The following is a 17,828-nucleotide window of genomic DNA, read 5'->3' as shown; positions in this document are numbered from 1 at the left end:
GGGACATGACGCTGTACGGAGAAATCGACGCGGCCGACGCCGGGCGTGTCCGGGCGGCGGCGGCGCGGGGCCGCGCCGGGCTGGCCTCGGGCCTGGCGGCGGTGGCCGGTTTGATGTTCGGCCTCGATATCGGCGTCATTTCCGGCGCCCTCGGCCCGATCGCGCGCCAATACCACGCCAGCCACCTCCAGCAGGAATGGATCGTCGCGGCCATGATGCTGGGCGCCGCGCTGGGCGTGCCCGTCGCGGCCCGGCTCTCCTTCGGCTGGGGGCGCAAGCGCACGCTGCTGACCGGCGCCGCCCTGTTCGTCGCGGGCTCGCTGTCCTGCGCCCTGGCCGGGTCGCTGGCCGGGTTGGTCGCGGGGCGGGTGGTGATGGGGCTCGCGGTCGGCATCTCGACCTTCACCGCGCCGCTCTACATCGCCGAGATCGCCGATTCCGGGCATCGCGGCGCGATGGTGTCGATCTACCAGCTCATGATCACCATCGGCATCATGGCGGCGTTCGTCTCCAACGCGCTGTTTTCCTATTTCGACACCTGGCGCTGGATGTTCGGCATCACGGCGTTTCCCGGCATCGTCTTCCTGATCGGCGTGGCCTTCCTGCCCGCCAGCCCCCGCTGGCTGATGATGCACGGCCAGCGCGAGGCCGCGCGGCGCGCGCTGGAGGAACTGCGCGGCCAGGGCCGGAGCGTGGCCCGCGAACTGCGCGAGATCGACGCCCGCCTGCATGCGCGCGGCTCGGGCTGGGCGCTGCTGCGCGCCGACCGCAATTTCCGCCGCACGGTGCTGCTGGGGGTGATGTTGCAGGCGGTGCAGCAATTCACCGGCATGAACGTGGTGATGTATTACGCCCCGCGCATCCTGGGGCTGGCGGGCCTCGTGGACCATGCGCGGCTGTGGGGCACGGTCAGCGTGGGGGCGGTCAACGTGGCCGCCACCTTCCTGGCGATCGGCCTGGTCGATCGCTGGGGGCGCCGGCCGATGCTGATCTGCGGCCTGGTCGTGATGAGCATCGGCATGGCCCTGCTGGGCTACTCGCCGTCGGCGGAGGTGCGCGAGGTCACGGCGCGGGTCCTGGCCGTGGGCGGGCTGGCCTGCTTCGTCGCGGGCTTCGCCTTTTCCGCCGGCCCGGTGATCTGGGTGCTGTGCGCGGAAATCCAGCCGCTCCGGGGGCGGGAATTCGGCGTGGCCTGCTCCACCGTCACCAACTGGGTCGCGAACATGATCGTGGGCGCGTCGTTCCTGACGCTGACGGACCGGCTGGGCCTGTCCGGAGCCTTCTGGCTCTATGCGGGGCTGAACGCGCTGTTCGTGCTGCTGGTCGCCCGGTTCGTGCCCGAAACCAGGGGCCTGACGCTGGAACGGATCGAGCGGGAACTGACGGCGGGCGTGCGCCTGCGCGATGTCGGGCGCGCGACGCCGGCCGCCCCGGGCGGCATATGAAAAACCCGGCCCCAGGGGGCCGGGCATTCCATGGCGAAAGCCGCTCCGCGCCGCTCAGGCGGCCTTGAGCTGCGCCTCGGCGAACTCGTAGTTCGCCAGCTTGTCCAGGTAGTTGGTCACATAGTCGGGGCGACGGTTGCGGAAGTCGAGATAGTAGGAATGCTCCCACACATCCAGGCCCAGCAGCACCTTGCCCTGGCCCTCGGCCAGCGGGTTGGAGCCGTTGGCGCTCTTGGTGATCTTGAGCTTGCCGTCCGAGCCGAGCACCAGCCACGCCCATCCCGACCCGAACTGCGAGGTCGCGGCGGCCTTGAAATCGGTCTTGAACGTGTCGACGCTGCCGAAATCCTCGGCGATCTTGGCCGCCAGCGCGTCGGGGATCACGCCGCCGGTCGGCGACAGGTTCTGCCAGAACAGGATATGGTTCCAATGCTGGCCGGCATTGTTGAACACCGGGGCCAGGGCGGCATCGCCCTTGACCGCCAGGATGATCTCTTCCAGCGACTTCCCCTGCAATTCGGGCTTGGCGTCGACGAAGCCGTTCAGCGCGGTGACATAGGCCTGGTGATGCTTGCCGTGGTGCAGTTCCAGCGTTTCCTGGCACATGCCGCGCGCCGCCAGCGCGTTGGTCTGGAACGGAAGAGAGGGCAATTCGAAAGCCATGGACGTTCTCCTTGGAATTGCAGCGGCCGAAAACGCCGCCCGTCAGAGCTATGGGGGCAAGGGAATGGCGTCAAGTGACGGAGACGGCCGACCCGCCGGCCGAAACTCTTGCGCCCCACGGGCGCGCGCGGCAAGTCACGGGTCATGATGATCGCCGCCACGCCAGGTCCTTCTGCCAAAGGTGCTTCTGCCAGACGCGCCGCCGGCGCCGGAGTTTCCGCCGCCGCCCTGGCCGCCCGCCGGGCCGACCCGGACCGCTTCCTGTGCGCCCTGTTCCTGCCGCAGGCGGCGCGTGAGGCCGCCTTCACCCTGATCGCGTTCAATCACGAAACCGTTCGCGCCCTGGGCGGCATGCAGTCCCGCGCCGTCGCGGGGCCCATGGCGGGGCTGATTCGCCTGCAATGGTGGCGCGAGATCGTCCAGGGCGCGGCCCACCCGCACGACATCGCCGACCCGCTGCGCGCGCTGGTCGCGCAGGGCAGGGTGCGGGCCGAAACGCTGCTGGGCATCCTCGATGCGCGAGAGGCCGAGCTGGACGGCCTGGCCGACTGGCCGGCCTGGCGCGACGCGATGCGCGGCGGCGCGGGCGGCGTGCAGGCCGCGATCGCCCAGGCGGCCGGCGTGACCGATCCGGGGCTGCTGGACGCGGTCGCCCTCAACGGCGCCGCCTACGGCGCGGGCGGCCTCGCTCGGCACCTGGACCGGGTGCTGGCCGGCGGCCGCTGCCCGGTGCCCGATGGCGCGCTGGCCGAATCGGGGCTGTCGGGCGACGCGATTCGCGACGGCGCGACCGTGCCCGCCGCCCTCCTGCCGGCGCTGCGTGCCGCCCTGTGCCGCGAAGGGGCGGATTTCCTCGCCCGGGCCGGCGCCGGGCGCCTGCCGCGCGTGGCCCGGGCGGCGGCGCTCCCCGGGGTCCTGGCCCGGCGGGACCTCGCCCGGCAGGGGCCGGCTCCCGCCGCCCGGGGCCTGGGCGACCGGCTGGCGGTCATGGCCGCGATGGCGTTCGCGTAAACGCTTACGGCGTGTTGGCCACCATGCGCTCCATGACGGCGAACAGCGCGGAATAATCGTCGTCCGGATACTGCCGCCGCGTCAGGGACAGCATCTGGGTGGTGGCGGCCATGGTCGGCACCGGCGCGCCCACGCGGGCGGCGGCGTCCAGCAGCAGCCGCATGTCCTTCTGCATCAGCCGGGTAGGGAATTGCGGGCTGAAATCGCCCGCCCGCGCCGCCTTCAGCTTGCGCTTGTGATGGGGCGAGATCACAGCGACCGAATCGAGCGCCGCGAACAGCATGTCGCGGTCCAGCCCGGCGGCCAGCCCGTAGCCCACGCCCTCGGCGACCGCCGCCAGCCCCACGCCCATGATGCCGTTGACGACCAGCTTCAGCGTCGCGCCGCTGCCCGCCGGTCCGGCATGGATCGTCGCCTTGCCGATAATGTCGAAGATCGGCCGCGCGCGGGCCACATCCCGCGCGTCGCCGCCCACCAGCACCACCAGCGCGCCGGCATCGGCCTCGGGCGTGCTGCCCGACACCGGGGCGTCCAGCGCGGCGATGCCGCGCCGTTCGGCCGCCGCCGCCAGCGCCAGCGCCGCCTCGGGCGAGACCGAACTGGTATTGATCAGCAGCCCCCCGGCCGCCATCCCCGCCAGCACGCCATCCGGGCCATAGGCGGCCTCGGCCAGCGCCTCGTCGTCGGGCACGCACAGGATCACGGTGCCGCCGGCGGCCTCGGCCAGCAGGCGGGGCCGGGGCAGGAAGCGGGTCGTGCCGTCGCCCCCCTTGCCCGAGGGCGTATAGGCCACGATCTGGTATCCCGCGTCCCGCAGGGCGCGGCCCATGCGGCTGGCCATGGCACCGAAGCCGACAAAGCCGACCAGGCCGGCGGGCGCGAGGGTGTCTGGCGCGGAGGAATCGGGCATGGTCATTCTTCCTTTACGGTTTCGTCCTGTCCCCGGCACCGTGCCGGACCGTTCCTCCCCTGTCACGCCCCCCGGCCGCCCGATGCCGGCGGCCGGCCAAGGAAGGCATCCTCCATGCGCGATCTCCGTTTTCCCTCTCCACCGCCCTCCGCGATCACGCCGCCCCGGCTCTGGCTGTCGCGGCGCGCCCTGATGGCCACGGGTGCCGTAGCCGGCCTGGCCGGAGGCATCCTGCCGCCGCGCGCGGCGGGGGCCGCCGCGCTCGCGGCGCGGCCGGGGCCGCTTTCGGGCACGGGGCTCAGGCCCACGCCGCTACGCGACGTGACGCACTACAATAATTTCTACGAATTCGGGCTGGAGAAGACCGACCCGGCCGAGCGCTCGGGCGATTTCCACCCGCGCCCCTGGACGGTGCGCATCGAGGGCATGGTCGCCCGGCCCCGCACCTACGACATCGACGCCCTGCTGGCCCGCCCGCTGGAAGAGCGGATCTACCGCATGCGCTGCGTCGAGGCCTGGTCGATGGTCATCCCCTGGATCGGCTTCCCGCTGCGCGACCTGCTGGCCGAGGCCGAGCCCCTGGGCAGCGCGAAATATGTCGCCTTCGAATCGGTGCTCCGCCCGTCGGAAATGCCGGGGCAGGGCGGGGTGCTGCCGGTCCTCGACTGGCCCTATGTCGAAGGGCTGCGCCTGGACGAAGCCACGCACCCGCTGACGATCCTGGCGGTCGGGCTGTACGGCCAGACGCTGCCCAACCAGAACGGCGCGCCGATCCGGCTGGTCGTGCCGTGGAAATACGGGTTCAAGGGCATCAAGTCGATCACGCGCATCCGCCTGACCGACCGCATGCCCCGCACCTCGTGGAACGTCCGCGCGCCCGACGAATACGGGTTCTACGCCAACGTCAACCCGGCGGTGGACCACCCGCGCTGGAGCCAGGCGACCGAGCGGCCGATCGGCGCCGGCGGGTTCTTCGGCGCGGGGCGGCAGCCGACCCTGCCGTTCAACGGCTATGGCGAGCAGGTGGCGGGCCTGTATGCCGGCATGGACCTGCGGCGCGATTTCTGATGGCGACCCGGCCCGTGCGATTATCGCGGCGATCGGCCGGCCGGGTCCGGCTGGCGCTGTACGGCGTCGGGCTGGCGCCGGCGGCGGTCTCGTTCGTCCAGGGGGCGACGGACCATCTGGGCGCCGATCCGGTCAATACATTCGAGCGCACGCTGGGCCTGTGGGCCTTGCGGTTCCTCATCCTGTCACTGTGCGTCACGCCGCTGCGCGACCTGGCCGGGGTCGATCTGCTCCGCTACCGGCGGGCGCTGGGGCTGCTGGCCTTCTGGTACGCCCTGTTCCATCTGTCGGCCTACGTGGCGCTGGACCAGGGGTTCGACGCGCGCGCGCTGCTGGCCGACGTGACCGGGCGGCCGTTCATCATCCTGGGCATGGCCGCCTTCGTCATCCTGGCCGTGCTGGCCGCGACCTCGAACGCCCGGGCGATCCGCCGCCTGGGCCGACGCTGGAAAGCGCTGCATCGGTGGGTCTACGTGGCCGCGATCTGTGCGGCCATCCATTTCATACTGTCTTTCAAGGTCATACGCGCGGAGACGCTGCTCTACGCCCTGGTGGTGGCCGGGCTGCTGGCGGTCCGGCTGCGTCGCGCAGCGCGCCGCCGCGCGGCCTGATTCCGGTTCCCTTGTCACGATGCGGGAAAAGCCGGACAGTCATGCGATGAAAGAATGGATGAACGTGCCGTTTCGGTTGAAAGATCCGGAAAAGGGCTGCAATGGCAAGGAAAAGGCGTGATCGCCCGCCACCCGCCGCCGGGCGCGCCGATCGGCGCGGGGCCCGGCCGGCTCGCGCAGAGATGATGTCTCGGTCCGGCGGTTCAGATGGCAAGAGGTTGGGGCCGTCCGGCTTCGCCCGATCCCCGGACGACCCTTTTTCCGCCTTCGGCCCGCCGCGATGGGGCCGGCGGCCCAGACCGTCTTTCCAGGCCTCGGCCTGCGCGCCTCGTTCCGGAGAATGTCATGACCTCGCATACGACCCGAACCGACTCCGCCTACGACGTCGTCCTGATCGGCGGAGGGGTCATGAGCGCGACGCTGGGCGCGCTGCTCAAGCTCCTGCAACCGGACTGGTCGATCGGGATGTTCGGGCGTCTGGACGACGTGGCGAAGGAAAGCTCCAACGCCTGGAACAATGCCGGCACGGGCCATTCCGCGCTGTGCGAGCTGAACTACACCCCCGCCCACGCCGACGGCACGATCGACATTTCCAAGGCGGTCGGCGTCAACGAGGCCTTCCAGCTTTCGCGCCAGTTCTGGGCCTATCTGGTCGAATCGGGCGTCATCGCCTCGCCCCGCGCCTTCCTCAACCCGATCCCGCACATGAGCTTCGTCTGGGGTGACGAGAACTGCGACTATCTGCGCCGCCGGCACGCGGCGCTGAAGGACCACCCGCTGTTCAGCGGCATGCGCTTCTCGACCGACCGGGCCCAGCTCGCGCAATGGATGCCGCTGGTGATGCAGGACCGCGCGCCCGGCACCAGCCTGGCCGCGACCTGGATCGCCTCGGGCACCGACGTCAATTTCGGCGCGCTCACGCATCTCCTGGTCAATTTCCTGTCCGGGCAGGCGGGGTTCGACCTGAAACTGTCGCACGAGGTCGAGGACCTGAAGCAGGACGCGTCGGGCGCCTGGCGGGTCGCGGTGCGCAACCTGGCATCCGGCACGACGGCCTCGGTCGCCGCGCGCTTCGTCTTCATCGGCGCGGGCGGCGGGGCGCTGCCGCTGTTGCAGAAGACCGGCATCCCCGAATCCCGGGGCGTCGGCGGCTTCCCGGTCAGCGGGCAGTTCCTGCGCTGCACCAACCCGGACATCGTCGCCCGCCACCACGCCAAGGTCTATGGCAAGGCGTCGGTCGGCGCGCCGCCGATGTCGGTGCCGCATCTCGACACCCGCGTGATCGACGGCAAGGAGGGGCTGCTGTTCGGCCCTTATGCCGGCTTCTCGACCAAGTTCCTCAAGCAGGGCTCGCTGTGGGACCTGCCGAAATCGATTCGCCTGGACAATCTGGGCGCCATGCTGGCCGTGGCCCGCGACAACATGCCGCTGACCCGCTACCTGGTGCAGCAGGTGCTGCAATCCAACGAAACCCGCCTGAAGGCGCTGCGCGATTTCGTCCCCGGCGCCCGGGCCGAGGATTGGGAACTCATCACCGCCGGCCAGCGCGTGCAGGTCATCAAGAAGGACGCGAAGAAGGGCGGCGTCCTGCAATTCGGCACCGAGGTCATCACCGGGGCCAACGGCTCGGTCGCGGCGCTGCTGGGCGCCTCGCCGGGCGCCTCGACCGCCGTGTCGATCATGCTGACGGTGATCGGCAAATGCTTCCCCGGCGACCTGCCGCGCTGGGAGGCGAAGCTGAAGGAGATGATCCCGTCCTACGGCGCCCCGCTGGCCAACCGGCCCGAACTCTGCGCCCATGTCCACGAATGGACCACGCGCGTCCTGCAACTCGAGGCCTGACGCGGCGGCCCGGGTCTCACTCCTCGTCGTCGTCGTGGTCGATTTCGCTGAACTGGTCGGCCGGATGGCGCACGGGGGCCTGCTGCTGATGGCGCGCCGGGCGCGATTCGGCCTGGCGGCGGGTGAACTGCGCCGCGATGTCGGCCAGTTCGATGAACTGGTCGGCCTGCCGCCGCAGATCGTCGCCGATCAGCGGCGGCGAGGTGCGAACCGACGAGACGACCGAGGTCCGCACGCCCTGGCGCTGCACGCTCTCCAGCAGGCGCCGGAAATCCGCGTCGCCGCTGAACAGGACGGCATGGTCGATCCGGGGAGCCATCTCCATCATGTCGACGGCCAGCTCGATATCCATGCTGCCCTTCACGCGCCGGCGCCCGTTCTGGTCGACGAACTCCCGCGCCGTCTTGGTGACGAGCGAATAGCCGTTATAGACCAGCCAGTCGGTCAGGGGCTTGAGGGGGGAATATTCCTCGCTTTCCAGAATCGCGGAGTAATAGTAGGCGCGGATGACGTTGCATTTGGAACGGAAGAATGTCAGCAGATTGCGGTAATCGACATCGAATCCCAGATGACGCGAGGCCGAGTACAGACTTGAACCGTCGATAAAAAGGCATGTACGGTCGTCGGGTTGAAAAAACATGGGCCTTGAATCCTTGGTCTTTTGGCCAGAGCCTGAAATTTCGCGCGGTTTGATTGCCGCGCGGCATGATATGCCCACCACACGGCAGGTTAAAGCCGTCGGGGGCAAATTGATACGGTCGAATAAGCCGATATCGTTCCTCTGGCAAAACGCAGGAGACGCCGCGCCATGATCCTGGTCGCCATCGGGGCCAACCTGCCGCGCCAGGGCGGCGGCACCCCGCTCGAAACCTGCCGCTGGGCGGTCGGGCGCATCGCCGCCATCCCCGGATTGCGCGTGACGGCGGTGTCGGACTGGTATGAAAGCGCGCCGGTCCCGCCATCGGGCCAGCCGCCCTACGTCAACGGCGTGGCGCGGGTGGAAGGTGCGATCGGCCCGGCCGCGCTCCTGGCCGCCTTGCAGGCGATCGAGGCCGAGGCCGGGCGGCGGCGGACGGTGGCCAACGCCGCCCGGCCGCTCGATCTCGACATCGTGGCGATGGGGGCCTGCGTGCGCGACGCGCCCGATCCCGTCCTGCCGCATCCCCGGGCCTTGCAGCGGGCCTTCGTCCTCCTGCCGCTGCGCGACGTGGCGCCGGACTGGCGCGACCCCCGGACCGGGCAGGGCGTCGGCGCGGCGATCGCGGCCCTGCCGCCCCAGCCGATCCGCCGGCTGGCCGCCGCCTGACGGGGGCGAGCCCTGCCTTGCGTTCGGGCGTCGGTGTGGATAAAATGGTTTTTTTAACTACTGTAAATACCGGAGGCCTGCCTCATGGCTCGCGTCACCGTCGAAGATTGCGTCGAACGGGTTCCCAATCGCTTCGAGCTGGTTTTGCTGGCGGCACAGCGCGCGCGCGGCCTGTCGCGTGGCGAGGAACTGTCGATCGACCGCGACAACGACAAGAATCCGGTCGTCGCGCTGCGTGAAATCGCGGACCAGACGATCGAGCTGGAACAGATCCGCACCGACCTGGTCCGTTCGCTGGCCCGCGCGCCCGAGCCCGAGCCCGCGGACGAGGAAGTGATGGACCTGATCCCGACCGAACAGAACATCTTCGGTCTCCAGGACGTCTCGGCCGAGGAAGAGGCGACCCACGGCGCCGGCATGTCGGCCGAAGAGCTGGAAGCCGCGATCGAGGCCGAGCTGGGCGGCCGCGCGCGGCGATAAGCCGATGGCAGCGGACGCAGCGGGCCCTGCCGATACGGTACCCGTCGTCCAGCAGGGCGGCGCGCCGGTCGCGGGTCCGCCGCTGCCCGCCCGCGTCATTTCCTGCGACGGGCTGGTCCGGCGCGTCCGCGCCTACGCCCCCGATGCCGATCTCGACCTGATCCGCCGCGCCTTCGCCGTCGCGCAGGAGGCTCATGCCGGCCAGGTCCGCGACAACGGCGACCCCTATATTACCCATCCGCTGGCGGTGGCCAGCATCCTCGCCGGCTTCCATCTCGACCCGTCCTCGATCGCGACCGCGCTGCTGCACGACACGATCGAGGATACCGGCGTCAGCTACGACCGGCTGCGCGCCGAATTCGGCCCGGCGGTCGCCGACCTGGTCGATGGCGTCACCAAGCTGACGCGGCTGGAACTCCAGTCCGACCGCACCAAGCAGGCCGAGAATTTCCGCAAGCTGGTCCTCGCGATGTCCAAGGACATCCGGGTGCTGATCGTCAAGCTGGCGGACCGGCTGCACAACATGCGCACGCTGCATTACGTGCAGCGGCTGGACCGCCGCCAGCGCATCGCGCGCGAGACGATGGAAATCTATGCGCCCCTGGCCGGGCGCATCGGCATGGACAAGGTCAAGACCGAGCTCCAGAACCTGTCCTTCGCGGAGCTGGAGCCCGAGGCCAACACCACCATCCGCGCGCGGCTCAACTATCTGCGCGGCCAGGGCGCCGACGTGATCGAGGAGGTCCGGCGCGAGCTGGTCCGGCTGTGCCGCGAGGCCGGCCTGGGCGAGGTCGAGGTCTCGGGCCGCGAGAAATCACCCTTCTCGATCTGGGAAAAGATGCAGAAGCGCAACGTCGCCTTCGAGCAGCTTTCCGACATCATGGCCTTCCGCATCATCGTGCCGACGCGCGAGGCCTGCTATGTGGCGCTGGGGGCGGTCCACGCGGCGTTCCCGGTCATCGTCGGCCGGTTCAAGGATTACATCTCCACCCCCAAGGCCAACGGCTATCAGAGCCTCCATACCGGCGTGACCCTGCGCTATCCGCGCAACCAGAAGATCGAGGTGCAGATCCGCACCGCCGAGATGCACGACATCGCCGAAAACGGCGTGGCCGCGCACTGGATGTACAAGCAACTGTTCGGCGCCGCCGACGGCGCGGCGCAGGCGGGCACGGGCCTGCGCTGGGTGCAGGACCTGCTGGACATCCTGGAGGATTCGGCGGCCCCCGACGAATTCCTGGAAAACACGAAGCTCGAACTCTACCAGGACCAGGTTTTCTGCTTCACGCCCAAGGGGCAGCTCATCTCTCTGCCCCGGGGCGCGACGCCGGTCGATTTCGCCTATGCCGTCCACAGCCAGGTCGGCGATAGCTGCGTCGGCGCGCGGATCAACGGCCGCCTGATGCCCCTGCGGCACGAATTGCAGAACGGCGACCAGGTCGAGATCATGACCGCGCGCGGCGGCACGCCGTCCCCGTCGTGGGAGCGGTTCGTCGTCACCGGCAAGGCGCGGGCGCGCATCCGCCGCCACGTCGCCGCCCAGCAGCGCGAGGCCCACATCGATGGCGGCCGCGCCGCCCTGGCCAAGGCCTTCCGGCAGGAGGGCGTGGACGGGTCGGAAAAGGTGCTGGAGACCATCCTGTCCGACCTGAAGCAGGCCACGGTCGAAGACCTGTATGTCGCGGTCGGCAACGGCAATATCGGCCCGCGCGACGTGGTGCATGCGGCCTACCCCGAGCTGCGCCAGACGCCGCGCGCGCCGCGCATGGTGCCGGGCCTGCCCCTGCGCGCGCCGCCGCGCGCCGGCAAGGCCCGGACGGGCGGCGGCATGGCGCTGGCGGGTATCGGCCCCGGCATCGCGGTCCATTTCGCCGGCTGCTGCCATCCCCTGCCGGGCGACCGGATCGTGGGCATCGTCGCCACGGGCAAGGGCATCACCATCCACACCGCCGGCTGCCAGACGCTGGAGAGCTTCGCCGCGACCCCCGAGCGTTTCATGGACGTGGACTGGGACTACGACGTGATCGCCCGCGGCACCAGCGAGCCGCATATCGGCCGCCTGAGCATCGTCGCGGCCAACGAGCCGTCGATCCTGGCGACTTTGACCAACGTGGCGTCCAAGCATGACGGCACCATCGTCAACCTGCGAATCGTCAACCGGCAGCTCGATTTCATGGAGATCCTGGCGGATATCGAGGTCCGCGACCTGCGCCACCTGTCGTCGCTGATCGCGGCGATGCGCGCGGCCGGCGGCGTCGTCCAGGTCGAGCGGGCGAAAGGATGAGCCTGATCGGCATCGGCTCCGACCTGTGCGACATCCGCCGCATCGAACGCGCGCTGGGCCGCCATGGCGAACGCTTCCTGGACCGGATCTTCACCCAGGCCGAGCGGCGGCGCGCCGAGCGGCGGCACGGCCAGGCGCGGCTGGGCGCCTACGCCAAGCGCTGGGCGGCGAAGGAGGCCTGCGCCAAGGCGCTGGGCACCGGGTTCTCCCACGGCGTGTTCCATCGCGACCTGGGGGTCGACAACCTGCCGACCGGCCAGCCGGTCATGATCCTGACCGGCGGCGCCCGCGCGCGGCTGGACGCGCTGCTGCCTCCGGGCGGCGACGCCCGCATTCTGCTGACGATGACCGACGAATATCCCTATGCCTTCGCGCAGGTGATGATCGAAGCTGGCCGCGCCCCCTAGGATCGGTCTATGGTCCCCTCCGCATCAAACCGGATTCAGACATCATTCCTATGGACGACCCGCACAAGACCCACTCATCCCCCCTCTCGTCAGGCGGGATTCTTCCGGCCATGCGCGGGGCCTGGGACATGGTCCGCACCGTCATCATCGCCGGGGCGCTGGCGATCGGCGTACGCACGATCCTGTTCGAGCCGTTCAACATCCCCTCCGGATCGATGATCCCGACCTTGCAGGTCGGCGATTATCTCTGGGTCGCGAAATACAGCTACGGCTATTCCCATTTCTCCCTGCCGCGCTCGCCCGACCTGTTCAGCGGGCGGATCTTCCAGCGCATGCCGCATCGCGGCGACGTCGCGGTCTTCCGCTTCACCAAGGATACGTCGATCGATTATATCAAGCGTATCATAGGCTTGCCGGGCGACCGGGTGCAGGTGCGCGGTGGCGAGCTTTACCTCAACGACGTGCTGGTCCCCCGCGTGGCCGAGGGCGATTACGTCGCGGTGGACGAACATCGCACCCGCATGGAGGGCCAGCGCTACCAGGAAACCCTGCCCGGCAGCGCCGGCGCCCCCCCGGTCAAGCATGACATCCTCAAGCTGACAAACGAGGGATTTCAAAACGATACCCCGGTCTATGTCGTGCCGCCCGGCTATTTCTTCGCGATGGGCGACAACCGCGACGACAGCGCCGACAGCCGCTTCATGGGCGACGATCCCGAGGATCTGGGCTTCGTGCCGATGGAAAACCTGATCGGCCAGGCGAAATGGATTTTCCTGTCGCTCGATGCGCGCTATCCGGTATGGGAGTTCTGGATGTGGCCGGCCGAAATCCGCTGGAATCGCCTGTTCATGGGGGTGCGATGACCGAAGACGGCGCCGTGGCGTCGGTCGAGGCCCGGCTGGGCTACCATTTTCGCCGGACCCACCTGCTGCGCGAAGCGCTGACCCACCGCTCCGCCGCCCATCAGCGCAGTGGCGGCGCTGGCCGTCGCGGCCGCCAGCCGGCCGCGCTCCGCGGCGCCGGCTCGAACGAGCGGCTGGAATTCATCGGCGACCGCGTGCTGGGCCTGCTGATGGCCGAATGGCTGCTGGAGCGCTTTCCCGACGAGCAGGAAGGCGCGCTCGGACCCCGCCACGCCCACCTGGTCTCCCGCCCGGTCCTGGCGGCCGTCGCCGGCGCGTTGGACCTGACCGAGGCGCTCGACGTGGCCGAGCACGAGGCGCGCGCCGGTGTGCGGCAGGTGGCCAACGTGCTGGCCGACGCGGTCGAGGCGATCCTGGGCGCGATGTATCTGGATGGCGGGCTGGAACCCGCCCGCCGTTTCGTGCGCTCGGCCTGGAACGACGCGATCATCGCCCAGGCACACCCACCAAAAGACCCCAAGACCGCCTTGCAGGAATGGGTACTGGCCCGCGGGCAGCCGTTGCCGTCCTACCGGACGGTCCTGGTCGACGGGCCGTCGCATGCCCCGCGCTTCGTGATCGCGGTGGCGGCCGCCGGCCAGTCGGGCGAAGGGGAGGCGGGCAGCAAGCGCGCGGCGGAAAGCGCGGCCGCGGCGGATCTTCTGCGGCGGATCGGATGATGGATGATCGTAATGGGGGGACAGCCTCGCTGGAAAGGATACGGGACATGACCACGCGCTGCGGCTTTGTCGCCATCGTCGGTGCGCCGAATGCCGGCAAGTCGACCTTGCTGAACCGCATGGCGGGGGCAAAGCTGTCGATCGTCAGCCCGAAAGCCCAGACGACTCGCTTTCGCGTGCTGGGCATCCTGATGCGCGGCACCAGCCAGATCCTGCTGGTCGACACGCCCGGCATCTTCAAGCCCAGGCGCCGGCTGGACCGCGCGATGGTGGCCGCCGCCTGGACCGGGGCCGAGGACGCCGACATCACGCTGCTGCTGATCGACGCCCGTCGCGGCCTGTGCGAAACGGTACGTCCCATTGTGGAGCAACTGGCCAGGACGCGGCGCCGCGTATGGCTGGTGCTCAACAAGACCGACCTGGTGGATCGCCAGGCGCTTTTGCCGCTGACGGCTTCATTGTCCGGCCTGCTGGACGTGGAGCACGTCTACATGGTCAGCGCGCGCAGCGGCGACGGGGTGGATGACCTGCTGGACGCGCTGGGGGCCGCGGTGCCCGAAGGGCCGTACCTGTATCCCGAGGATGATCTGACCGACCTGCCAGACCGCCTGTTGGCGGCCGAACTGGTGCGCGAGCAGATATTCCTCCAGACGCATGAGGAAGTGCCCTATGCCGCGACCGCCGAGACCGAGAGTTTCCGCGAGCAGCCGGACGGCTCGGTACGGATCGAGGTCACGATCTATGTGGCGCGCGCGGGGCACAAGGCGATCCTGATCGGCGAGAAGGGCAGCCGCATCCGCGCGATCGGGGAGCGTGCGCGCAAGGATTTGTCGCGCCTGCTGGGCAGGACGTGCCATCTGTTTCTGAATGTGAAGGAGCGCGCCGGTTGGGACGAGGAAAAGGCCCGGCTGCGAGCGATCGGACTGGACGACGCGTCCTGACGCGGGAATGATCGAGCGTGCTTGTGACCGATCATCAGGGGAGATAAGAGGATCGGCGTGAGCATGGCCCGGACGGGGGACATCCCGGGTGCGGAGCCATCAGATGAGCAATCGGGGGGACCTCGTGACGGATCGCGAAGCACAAGACGTTCAGGGGTATCGCCGTGTCCTGCTGAAAATCTCGGGCGAAGCCCTGATGGGCGAAGGCTCGTACGGCATCGACCCTCAGATGGTGGATACCATTGCCGAGGACGTTGCCACGGTAGCCCGTTCGGGGGTCGAGGTCTGCCTGGTGATCGGCGGCGGCAACATCTTCCGTGGTGTCGCGGCGGCCGCCCGGGGCATGGACCGGGCGCAGGGCGATTACGCCGGCATGCTGGCGACGGTCATCAACGCCCTGACGGTACAGAACGCGCTGGAGCGGCATGGCGTGCCGACCCGCGTGATGTCGGCCATCCATATGTCGTCGGTCGCCGAGCCGTATATCCGCAGGCGCGCGGTGCGCCACATGGAAAAGGGCCGGGTCGTTATTTTCGCGGCGGGGACCGGCAATCCGTTCTTCACCACCGATACGGCGGCCGCTTTGCGCGCCGCCGAAATGGAATGCGACGCCCTGCTGAAGGGCACGCAGGTCGATGGCGTCTATTCGGCCGATCCGCGCAAGGACGCCAGCGCCACGCGCTTCGAGACGCTGACCTATCTCGACGTGCTGGCCCGCGACCTGCATGTGATGGATGCCGCGGCCATCAGCCTGGCGCGTGAGAACCGGCTGCCTATTCTCGTGTTCAATATCCACGCGCCGGGGGCCTTTCCCCAGGTGATGCGGGGTGAGGGACTGTTTACCAAGATCGTCGAAGCATCCTGACAGTTCGTTGAAAACCGGCGATCGTGCGGCGGGATAGGGTTATTTATGACGGATGGCCGCTCGCGAGGCTGCCCGGTTTGAGTGTGGAGGGCCGTTGTGGCTGCTGATCAGAAGACATTGCTGGATGACCTTCTCCGTCGGATGGACGGCGCGCTGGAGAGTTTGCGCCGCGATTTCGCGGGATTGCGGTCGGGACGGGCCAGCCCAGCCCTGATCGAGCCGGTGCGGGTCGAGGCCTATGGCGGCGAAGTGCCCTTGACACAGGTCGGGTCGATCGCGGTGCCGGAGGCCCGGATGCTGACTGTTCAAGTATGGGATCGCTCGCTGGTCGGCGCGGTGGAGCGTGCGATTCGTGATAGTGGGCTGGGGCTGAACCCATCGGCGGACGGTCAGACGGTGCGGGTGCCGATTCCGCAGTTGACCGAAGAGCGCCGCAACGAGCTGGCCCGTACTGCCGCCAAATATGCCGAGAACGCGAAGATCGCGGTGCGCGGCGTGCGACGCGACGGTATGGACCAGACGAAGACGCTGGAAAAGAAGAGCGAAATCAGTCAGGACGATGTGAAAATCTGGTCGGAAGCGATCCAGAAGCTGACAGACCAGTATGTGAAACGGATTGACGATATGCTCGCGGAGAAGGAACGCGAGATCAAGCAGGTCTGACCCCACTGTGACCATCGGTTCCGTACCCGGCCCGGCGGCCGGGACACCTGACACGCAGGCCCTCCCGACTCCCCCGCTCGATGCGGTGAACCGGGAGCGTGGCGGAGCCGTTGCCGTCCCGCCGGGACATGTCGCCTTGATCATGGATGGCAACGGGCGCTGGGCCAGGGCCCGCGGCTTGCCCCGTGCGGCGGGACATAGCGCGGGGGCCGAGGCGGTGCGACGATGCGTGCATGCCGCAATCAAGCGCGGGGTCGGCTATCTGACCTTATATGCGTTCTCCTCCGAGAACTGGCGGCGCGCGCCCGATGAGGTGGCGGATCTGACGTCGCTGCTACGGTATTATCTGCGCCACAAAGTGGCCGAGTTGTCGCGCGAAGGGGTACGGATCCGCATTATCGGCGACCTGTCGCGTTTCGATGACGATGTGCGGGCCGAGGCGAAGCGGGCCGAGGACCTGACGGCCGGAAACCGCAGGCTGACGCTGGTGTTGGCGCTGTCCTACGGTGGACGGGCGGATATCGTGCAGGCGGCCCGGCAGGTCGCGCTGGCGGTCCGCGACGGCGCGCTGGACGCGGATCGGCTGGATGAAGCCCTGTTCGGCCGTTTCTTGCTGACGGCCGATCTCCCCGACCCAGATCTGATCATCCGGACCAGCGGCGAATGCCGTCTGTCCAATTTCCTGCTCTGGCAATCGGCTTATGCCGAACTGGTGTTTCTCGACACCTTTTGGCCGGATTTCAATGAACAGCATTTTGACGCGGCGTTGGACATGTTCGCCCGACGTGAAAGGCGATTCGGTGCCCGTCCTCGGCTCTGAACTTCCCAGCACTCCACGCTCGGGCAGAAACTGGAAGGATCTCCGTACCCGCCTGATTTCGGCTGCCGTTCTCGCGCCGGTGGCGGCTCTGTGTATCTGGGCCGGAGGGGCGGCCTATGCGGCGCTTGTCCTCCTGGCCACGACGGGCATGGTGGTCGAGTGGGGGCGCCTGTTCGGATTGGCCGCGCGGTCGTGGCGGGCCGTGCTGTATGTCGCATGGCCGGTTGCCGCCATGGCCGCCGCGCTGAGTGGACATTGGCTGGTGGCGTTTCTGGTCCTGGGCGGCGCGTTCGTGTTCGGACCTGCGCTATGGAGCGGCCAGGTGGTGATCGGCTGTGCCGGGTTGGCGCTGCTGTGGCTGCGGCTGATGACGGTGCCGGGTACGGGTGAGGTGCTGTTCGTCATCATCTGCGTCGCCGTTAGCGACAGCGGGGCCTATCTGATCGGTCGCATGCTCGGCGGCCCCAAGCTGGCACCCGCGATTTCTCCGGCCAAGACCTGGTCTGGATCCGCAGGGGGGCTGGCCAGCGCCATGGTGGCCGGGGGCCTGGTCTGCGCGCTGGCGTCGGGGTCGGAGACGTGGGTGCGCGGCATCGTGTTCGGAGCTATGATGGCTGTGGCGGCCCAGCTTGGCGACCTGGCCGAAAGTGCGCTGAAACGGGCGCGCGGGGTCAAGGATTCCGGTGCGATCATTCCCGGACATGGGGGGCTTCTGGATCGCTTCGACGGCTTGCTGGTCGCGGCGCCGCTGGCAGCCCTGCTCTCTCTGGGGGCGGCGGGAGGCGAGGCGTTCTGGTATGTGACCCCCGCCGGCCTGCTGTCCGCCTTATTTGCGGGGCACGCCGATACGGGGGCGCATGCGCCGCGCGGCGGACGAACGATCCAATTGGGATGATGGCGTGTCGACGCCGAACGGTAGGGAAGAAAAAA

At 68.9% G+C, this 17,828-nt stretch carries 19 protein-coding genes; 16 read left to right on the top strand and 3 right to left on the bottom strand.

Features of this window, described 5'->3' with window-relative positions:
- The first annotated feature begins 5 nt into the window (after nucleotides 1-5).
- Nucleotides 6-1,445, top strand: coding sequence for a sugar porter family MFS transporter (locus HLH48_RS09675; protein WP_182997291.1), 1,440 nt, complete (start codon nucleotides 6-8; stop codon nucleotides 1,443-1,445).
- Between the two features lie 54 nt (nucleotides 1,446-1,499).
- On the opposite strand, the gene HLH48_RS09670 is transcribed toward HLH48_RS09675, so the two are convergent.
- Entirely contained in the window at nucleotides 1,500-2,108 is a 609-nt protein-coding gene (locus HLH48_RS09670; RefSeq protein WP_182997290.1) for a superoxide dismutase, read from the bottom strand.
- A gap of 147 nt (nucleotides 2,109-2,255) precedes the next feature.
- Here HLH48_RS09670 and HLH48_RS09665 point away from each other — a divergent pair, with 147 nt between their 5' ends.
- Nucleotides 2,256-3,119 carry a squalene/phytoene synthase family protein gene (locus HLH48_RS09665; protein WP_182997326.1) on the top strand — a complete coding sequence of 288 codons (864 nt, stop codon included), beginning with the start codon at nucleotides 2,256-2,258 and terminating at the stop codon, nucleotides 3,117-3,119.
- A gap of 4 nt (nucleotides 3,120-3,123) precedes the next feature.
- On the opposite strand, the gene HLH48_RS09660 is transcribed toward HLH48_RS09665, so the two are convergent.
- Nucleotides 3,124-4,029: an NAD(P)-dependent oxidoreductase gene (locus tag HLH48_RS09660; RefSeq protein WP_182997289.1), complete on the bottom strand. Its 906-nt coding sequence runs from the start codon at nucleotides 4,027-4,029 to the stop codon at nucleotides 3,124-3,126.
- Between the two features lie 114 nt (nucleotides 4,030-4,143).
- Between HLH48_RS09660 and msrP the strand changes: the two genes are divergently transcribed.
- The 3 genes from msrP (at nucleotide 4,144) to HLH48_RS09645 (ending at nucleotide 7,550) form a co-directional block, all read left to right on the top strand.
- Entirely contained in the window at nucleotides 4,144-5,097 is a 954-nt protein-coding gene (gene msrP / locus HLH48_RS09655; RefSeq protein ID WP_220795063.1) for a protein-methionine-sulfoxide reductase catalytic subunit MsrP, read from the top strand.
- Nucleotides 5,097-5,708, top strand: a complete 612-nt coding sequence (gene msrQ / locus HLH48_RS09650) for a protein-methionine-sulfoxide reductase heme-binding subunit MsrQ (protein WP_182997288.1) — start codon at nucleotides 5,097-5,099, stop codon at nucleotides 5,706-5,708. The genes msrP and msrQ overlap by 1 nt, the downstream gene beginning before the upstream one ends.
- Before the next feature lie 345 nt (nucleotides 5,709-6,053).
- On the top strand, nucleotides 6,054-7,550 hold the full coding sequence (locus HLH48_RS09645) for a malate:quinone oxidoreductase (RefSeq protein WP_182997287.1): 1,497 nt from the start codon (nucleotides 6,054-6,056) through the stop codon (nucleotides 7,548-7,550).
- A gap of 16 nt (nucleotides 7,551-7,566) precedes the next feature.
- Here HLH48_RS09645 and HLH48_RS09640 read toward each other — a convergent pair whose 3' ends face one another.
- Nucleotides 7,567-8,190, bottom strand: coding sequence for a LabA-like NYN domain-containing protein (locus HLH48_RS09640; protein WP_182997286.1), 624 nt, complete (start codon nucleotides 8,188-8,190; stop codon nucleotides 7,567-7,569).
- Nucleotides 8,191-8,358: 168 nt separating this feature from the next.
- On the opposite strand from HLH48_RS09640, the gene folK reads away from it, so the two are divergent.
- The 11 genes from folK (at nucleotide 8,359) to HLH48_RS09585 (ending at nucleotide 17,793) form a co-directional block, all read left to right on the top strand.
- Nucleotides 8,359-8,856 (top strand): 2-amino-4-hydroxy-6-hydroxymethyldihydropteridine diphosphokinase, encoded by a 498-nt coding sequence (gene folK / locus HLH48_RS09635; protein WP_182997285.1) that lies wholly within the window; start codon nucleotides 8,359-8,361, stop codon nucleotides 8,854-8,856.
- An 84-nt stretch (nucleotides 8,857-8,940) separates the two neighbouring features.
- Nucleotides 8,941-9,336 carry a DNA-directed RNA polymerase subunit omega gene (gene rpoZ, locus HLH48_RS09630; RefSeq protein WP_182997284.1) on the top strand — a complete coding sequence of 132 codons (396 nt, stop codon included), beginning with the start codon at nucleotides 8,941-8,943 and terminating at the stop codon, nucleotides 9,334-9,336.
- Between the two features lie 4 nt (nucleotides 9,337-9,340).
- Entirely contained in the window at nucleotides 9,341-11,620 is a 2,280-nt protein-coding gene (locus HLH48_RS09625) for a RelA/SpoT family protein (protein WP_246387193.1), read from the top strand.
- Complete coding sequence (gene acpS, locus HLH48_RS09620) at nucleotides 11,617-12,027, top strand: holo-ACP synthase (protein WP_182997283.1); 411 nt, start codon at nucleotides 11,617-11,619, stop codon at nucleotides 12,025-12,027. The genes HLH48_RS09625 and acpS overlap by 4 nt, the downstream gene beginning before the upstream one ends.
- A 50-nt stretch (nucleotides 12,028-12,077) precedes the next feature.
- A complete protein-coding gene (gene lepB / locus HLH48_RS09615) occupies nucleotides 12,078-12,890 on the top strand; it encodes a signal peptidase I (protein WP_182997282.1) in 813 nt (270 codons plus the stop codon).
- Nucleotides 12,887-13,609 carry a ribonuclease III gene (gene rnc, locus HLH48_RS09610; RefSeq protein WP_182997281.1) on the top strand — a complete coding sequence of 241 codons (723 nt, stop codon included), beginning with the start codon at nucleotides 12,887-12,889 and terminating at the stop codon, nucleotides 13,607-13,609. The genes lepB and rnc overlap by 4 nt, the downstream gene beginning before the upstream one ends.
- Nucleotides 13,610-13,647: 38 nt before the next feature.
- Nucleotides 13,648-14,550, top strand: a complete 903-nt coding sequence (era, locus tag HLH48_RS09605; protein ID WP_182997323.1) for a GTPase Era — start codon at nucleotides 13,648-13,650, stop codon at nucleotides 14,548-14,550.
- Nucleotides 14,551-14,653: 103 nt separating this feature from the next.
- Nucleotides 14,654-15,415, top strand: a complete 762-nt coding sequence (pyrH, locus tag HLH48_RS09600) for a UMP kinase (protein WP_182997280.1) — start codon at nucleotides 14,654-14,656, stop codon at nucleotides 15,413-15,415.
- 96 nt (nucleotides 15,416-15,511) lie between these two features.
- Entirely contained in the window at nucleotides 15,512-16,078 is a 567-nt protein-coding gene (gene frr, locus HLH48_RS09595; RefSeq protein ID WP_182997279.1) for a ribosome recycling factor, read from the top strand.
- A gap of 142 nt (nucleotides 16,079-16,220) precedes the next feature.
- Nucleotides 16,221-16,898 (top strand): polyprenyl diphosphate synthase, encoded by a 678-nt coding sequence (gene uppS, locus HLH48_RS09590; RefSeq protein WP_182997322.1) that lies wholly within the window; start codon nucleotides 16,221-16,223, stop codon nucleotides 16,896-16,898.
- On the top strand, nucleotides 16,879-17,793 hold the full coding sequence (locus HLH48_RS09585) for a phosphatidate cytidylyltransferase (protein ID WP_343065402.1): 915 nt from the start codon (nucleotides 16,879-16,881) through the stop codon (nucleotides 17,791-17,793). Before uppS ends, HLH48_RS09585 begins: the two co-directional genes overlap by 20 nt.
- The last annotated feature ends 35 nt before the right edge of the window (nucleotides 17,794-17,828 follow it).

The organism is Gluconacetobacter sacchari (assembly GCF_014174255.1).
GTDB lineage: Bacteria > Pseudomonadota > Alphaproteobacteria > Acetobacterales > Acetobacteraceae > Gluconacetobacter > Gluconacetobacter sacchari.
The sequence above is the reverse complement of the archived record's forward strand: the minus strand, read 5'-3'. Positions and strand labels throughout refer to the sequence as shown.

Bases quoted from the DNA above. Each gene is read 5' to 3' on its own strand.
- acpS (WP_182997283.1), top strand. From the start codon at position 11,617: ATGAGCCTGATCGGCATCGGCTCCGACCTGTGCGACATCCGCCGCATC.
- msrQ (WP_182997288.1), top strand. From the start codon at position 5,097: ATGGCGACCCGGCCCGTGCGATTATCGCGGCGATCGGCCGGCCGGGTC.
- lepB (WP_182997282.1), top strand. From the start codon at position 12,078: ATGGACGACCCGCACAAGACCCACTCATCCCCCCTCTCGTCAGGCGGG.
- rpoZ (WP_182997284.1), top strand. From the start codon at position 8,941: ATGGCTCGCGTCACCGTCGAAGATTGCGTCGAACGGGTTCCCAATCGC.
- HLH48_RS09670 (WP_182997290.1), bottom strand. From the start codon at position 2,108: ATGGCTTTCGAATTGCCCTCTCTTCCGTTCCAGACCAACGCGCTGGCG.
- HLH48_RS09640 (WP_182997286.1), bottom strand. From the start codon at position 8,190: ATGTTTTTTCAACCCGACGACCGTACATGCCTTTTTATCGACGGTTCA.
- HLH48_RS09660 (WP_182997289.1), bottom strand. From the start codon at position 4,029: ATGCCCGATTCCTCCGCGCCAGACACCCTCGCGCCCGCCGGCCTGGTC.
- HLH48_RS09625 (WP_246387193.1), top strand. From the start codon at position 9,341: ATGGCAGCGGACGCAGCGGGCCCTGCCGATACGGTACCCGTCGTCCAG.
- HLH48_RS09665 (WP_182997326.1), top strand. From the start codon at position 2,256: ATGATCGCCGCCACGCCAGGTCCTTCTGCCAAAGGTGCTTCTGCCAGA.
- HLH48_RS09645 (WP_182997287.1), top strand. From the start codon at position 6,054: ATGACCTCGCATACGACCCGAACCGACTCCGCCTACGACGTCGTCCTG.
- msrP (WP_220795063.1), top strand. From the start codon at position 4,144: ATGCGCGATCTCCGTTTTCCCTCTCCACCGCCCTCCGCGATCACGCCG.
- uppS (WP_182997322.1), top strand. From the start codon at position 16,221: ATGGATGGCAACGGGCGCTGGGCCAGGGCCCGCGGCTTGCCCCGTGCG.
- rnc (WP_182997281.1), top strand. From the start codon at position 12,887: ATGACCGAAGACGGCGCCGTGGCGTCGGTCGAGGCCCGGCTGGGCTAC.
- pyrH (WP_182997280.1), top strand. From the start codon at position 14,654: ATGAGCAATCGGGGGGACCTCGTGACGGATCGCGAAGCACAAGACGTT.
- HLH48_RS09675 (WP_182997291.1), top strand. From the start codon at position 6: ATGACGCTGTACGGAGAAATCGACGCGGCCGACGCCGGGCGTGTCCGG.
- folK (WP_182997285.1), top strand. From the start codon at position 8,359: ATGATCCTGGTCGCCATCGGGGCCAACCTGCCGCGCCAGGGCGGCGGC.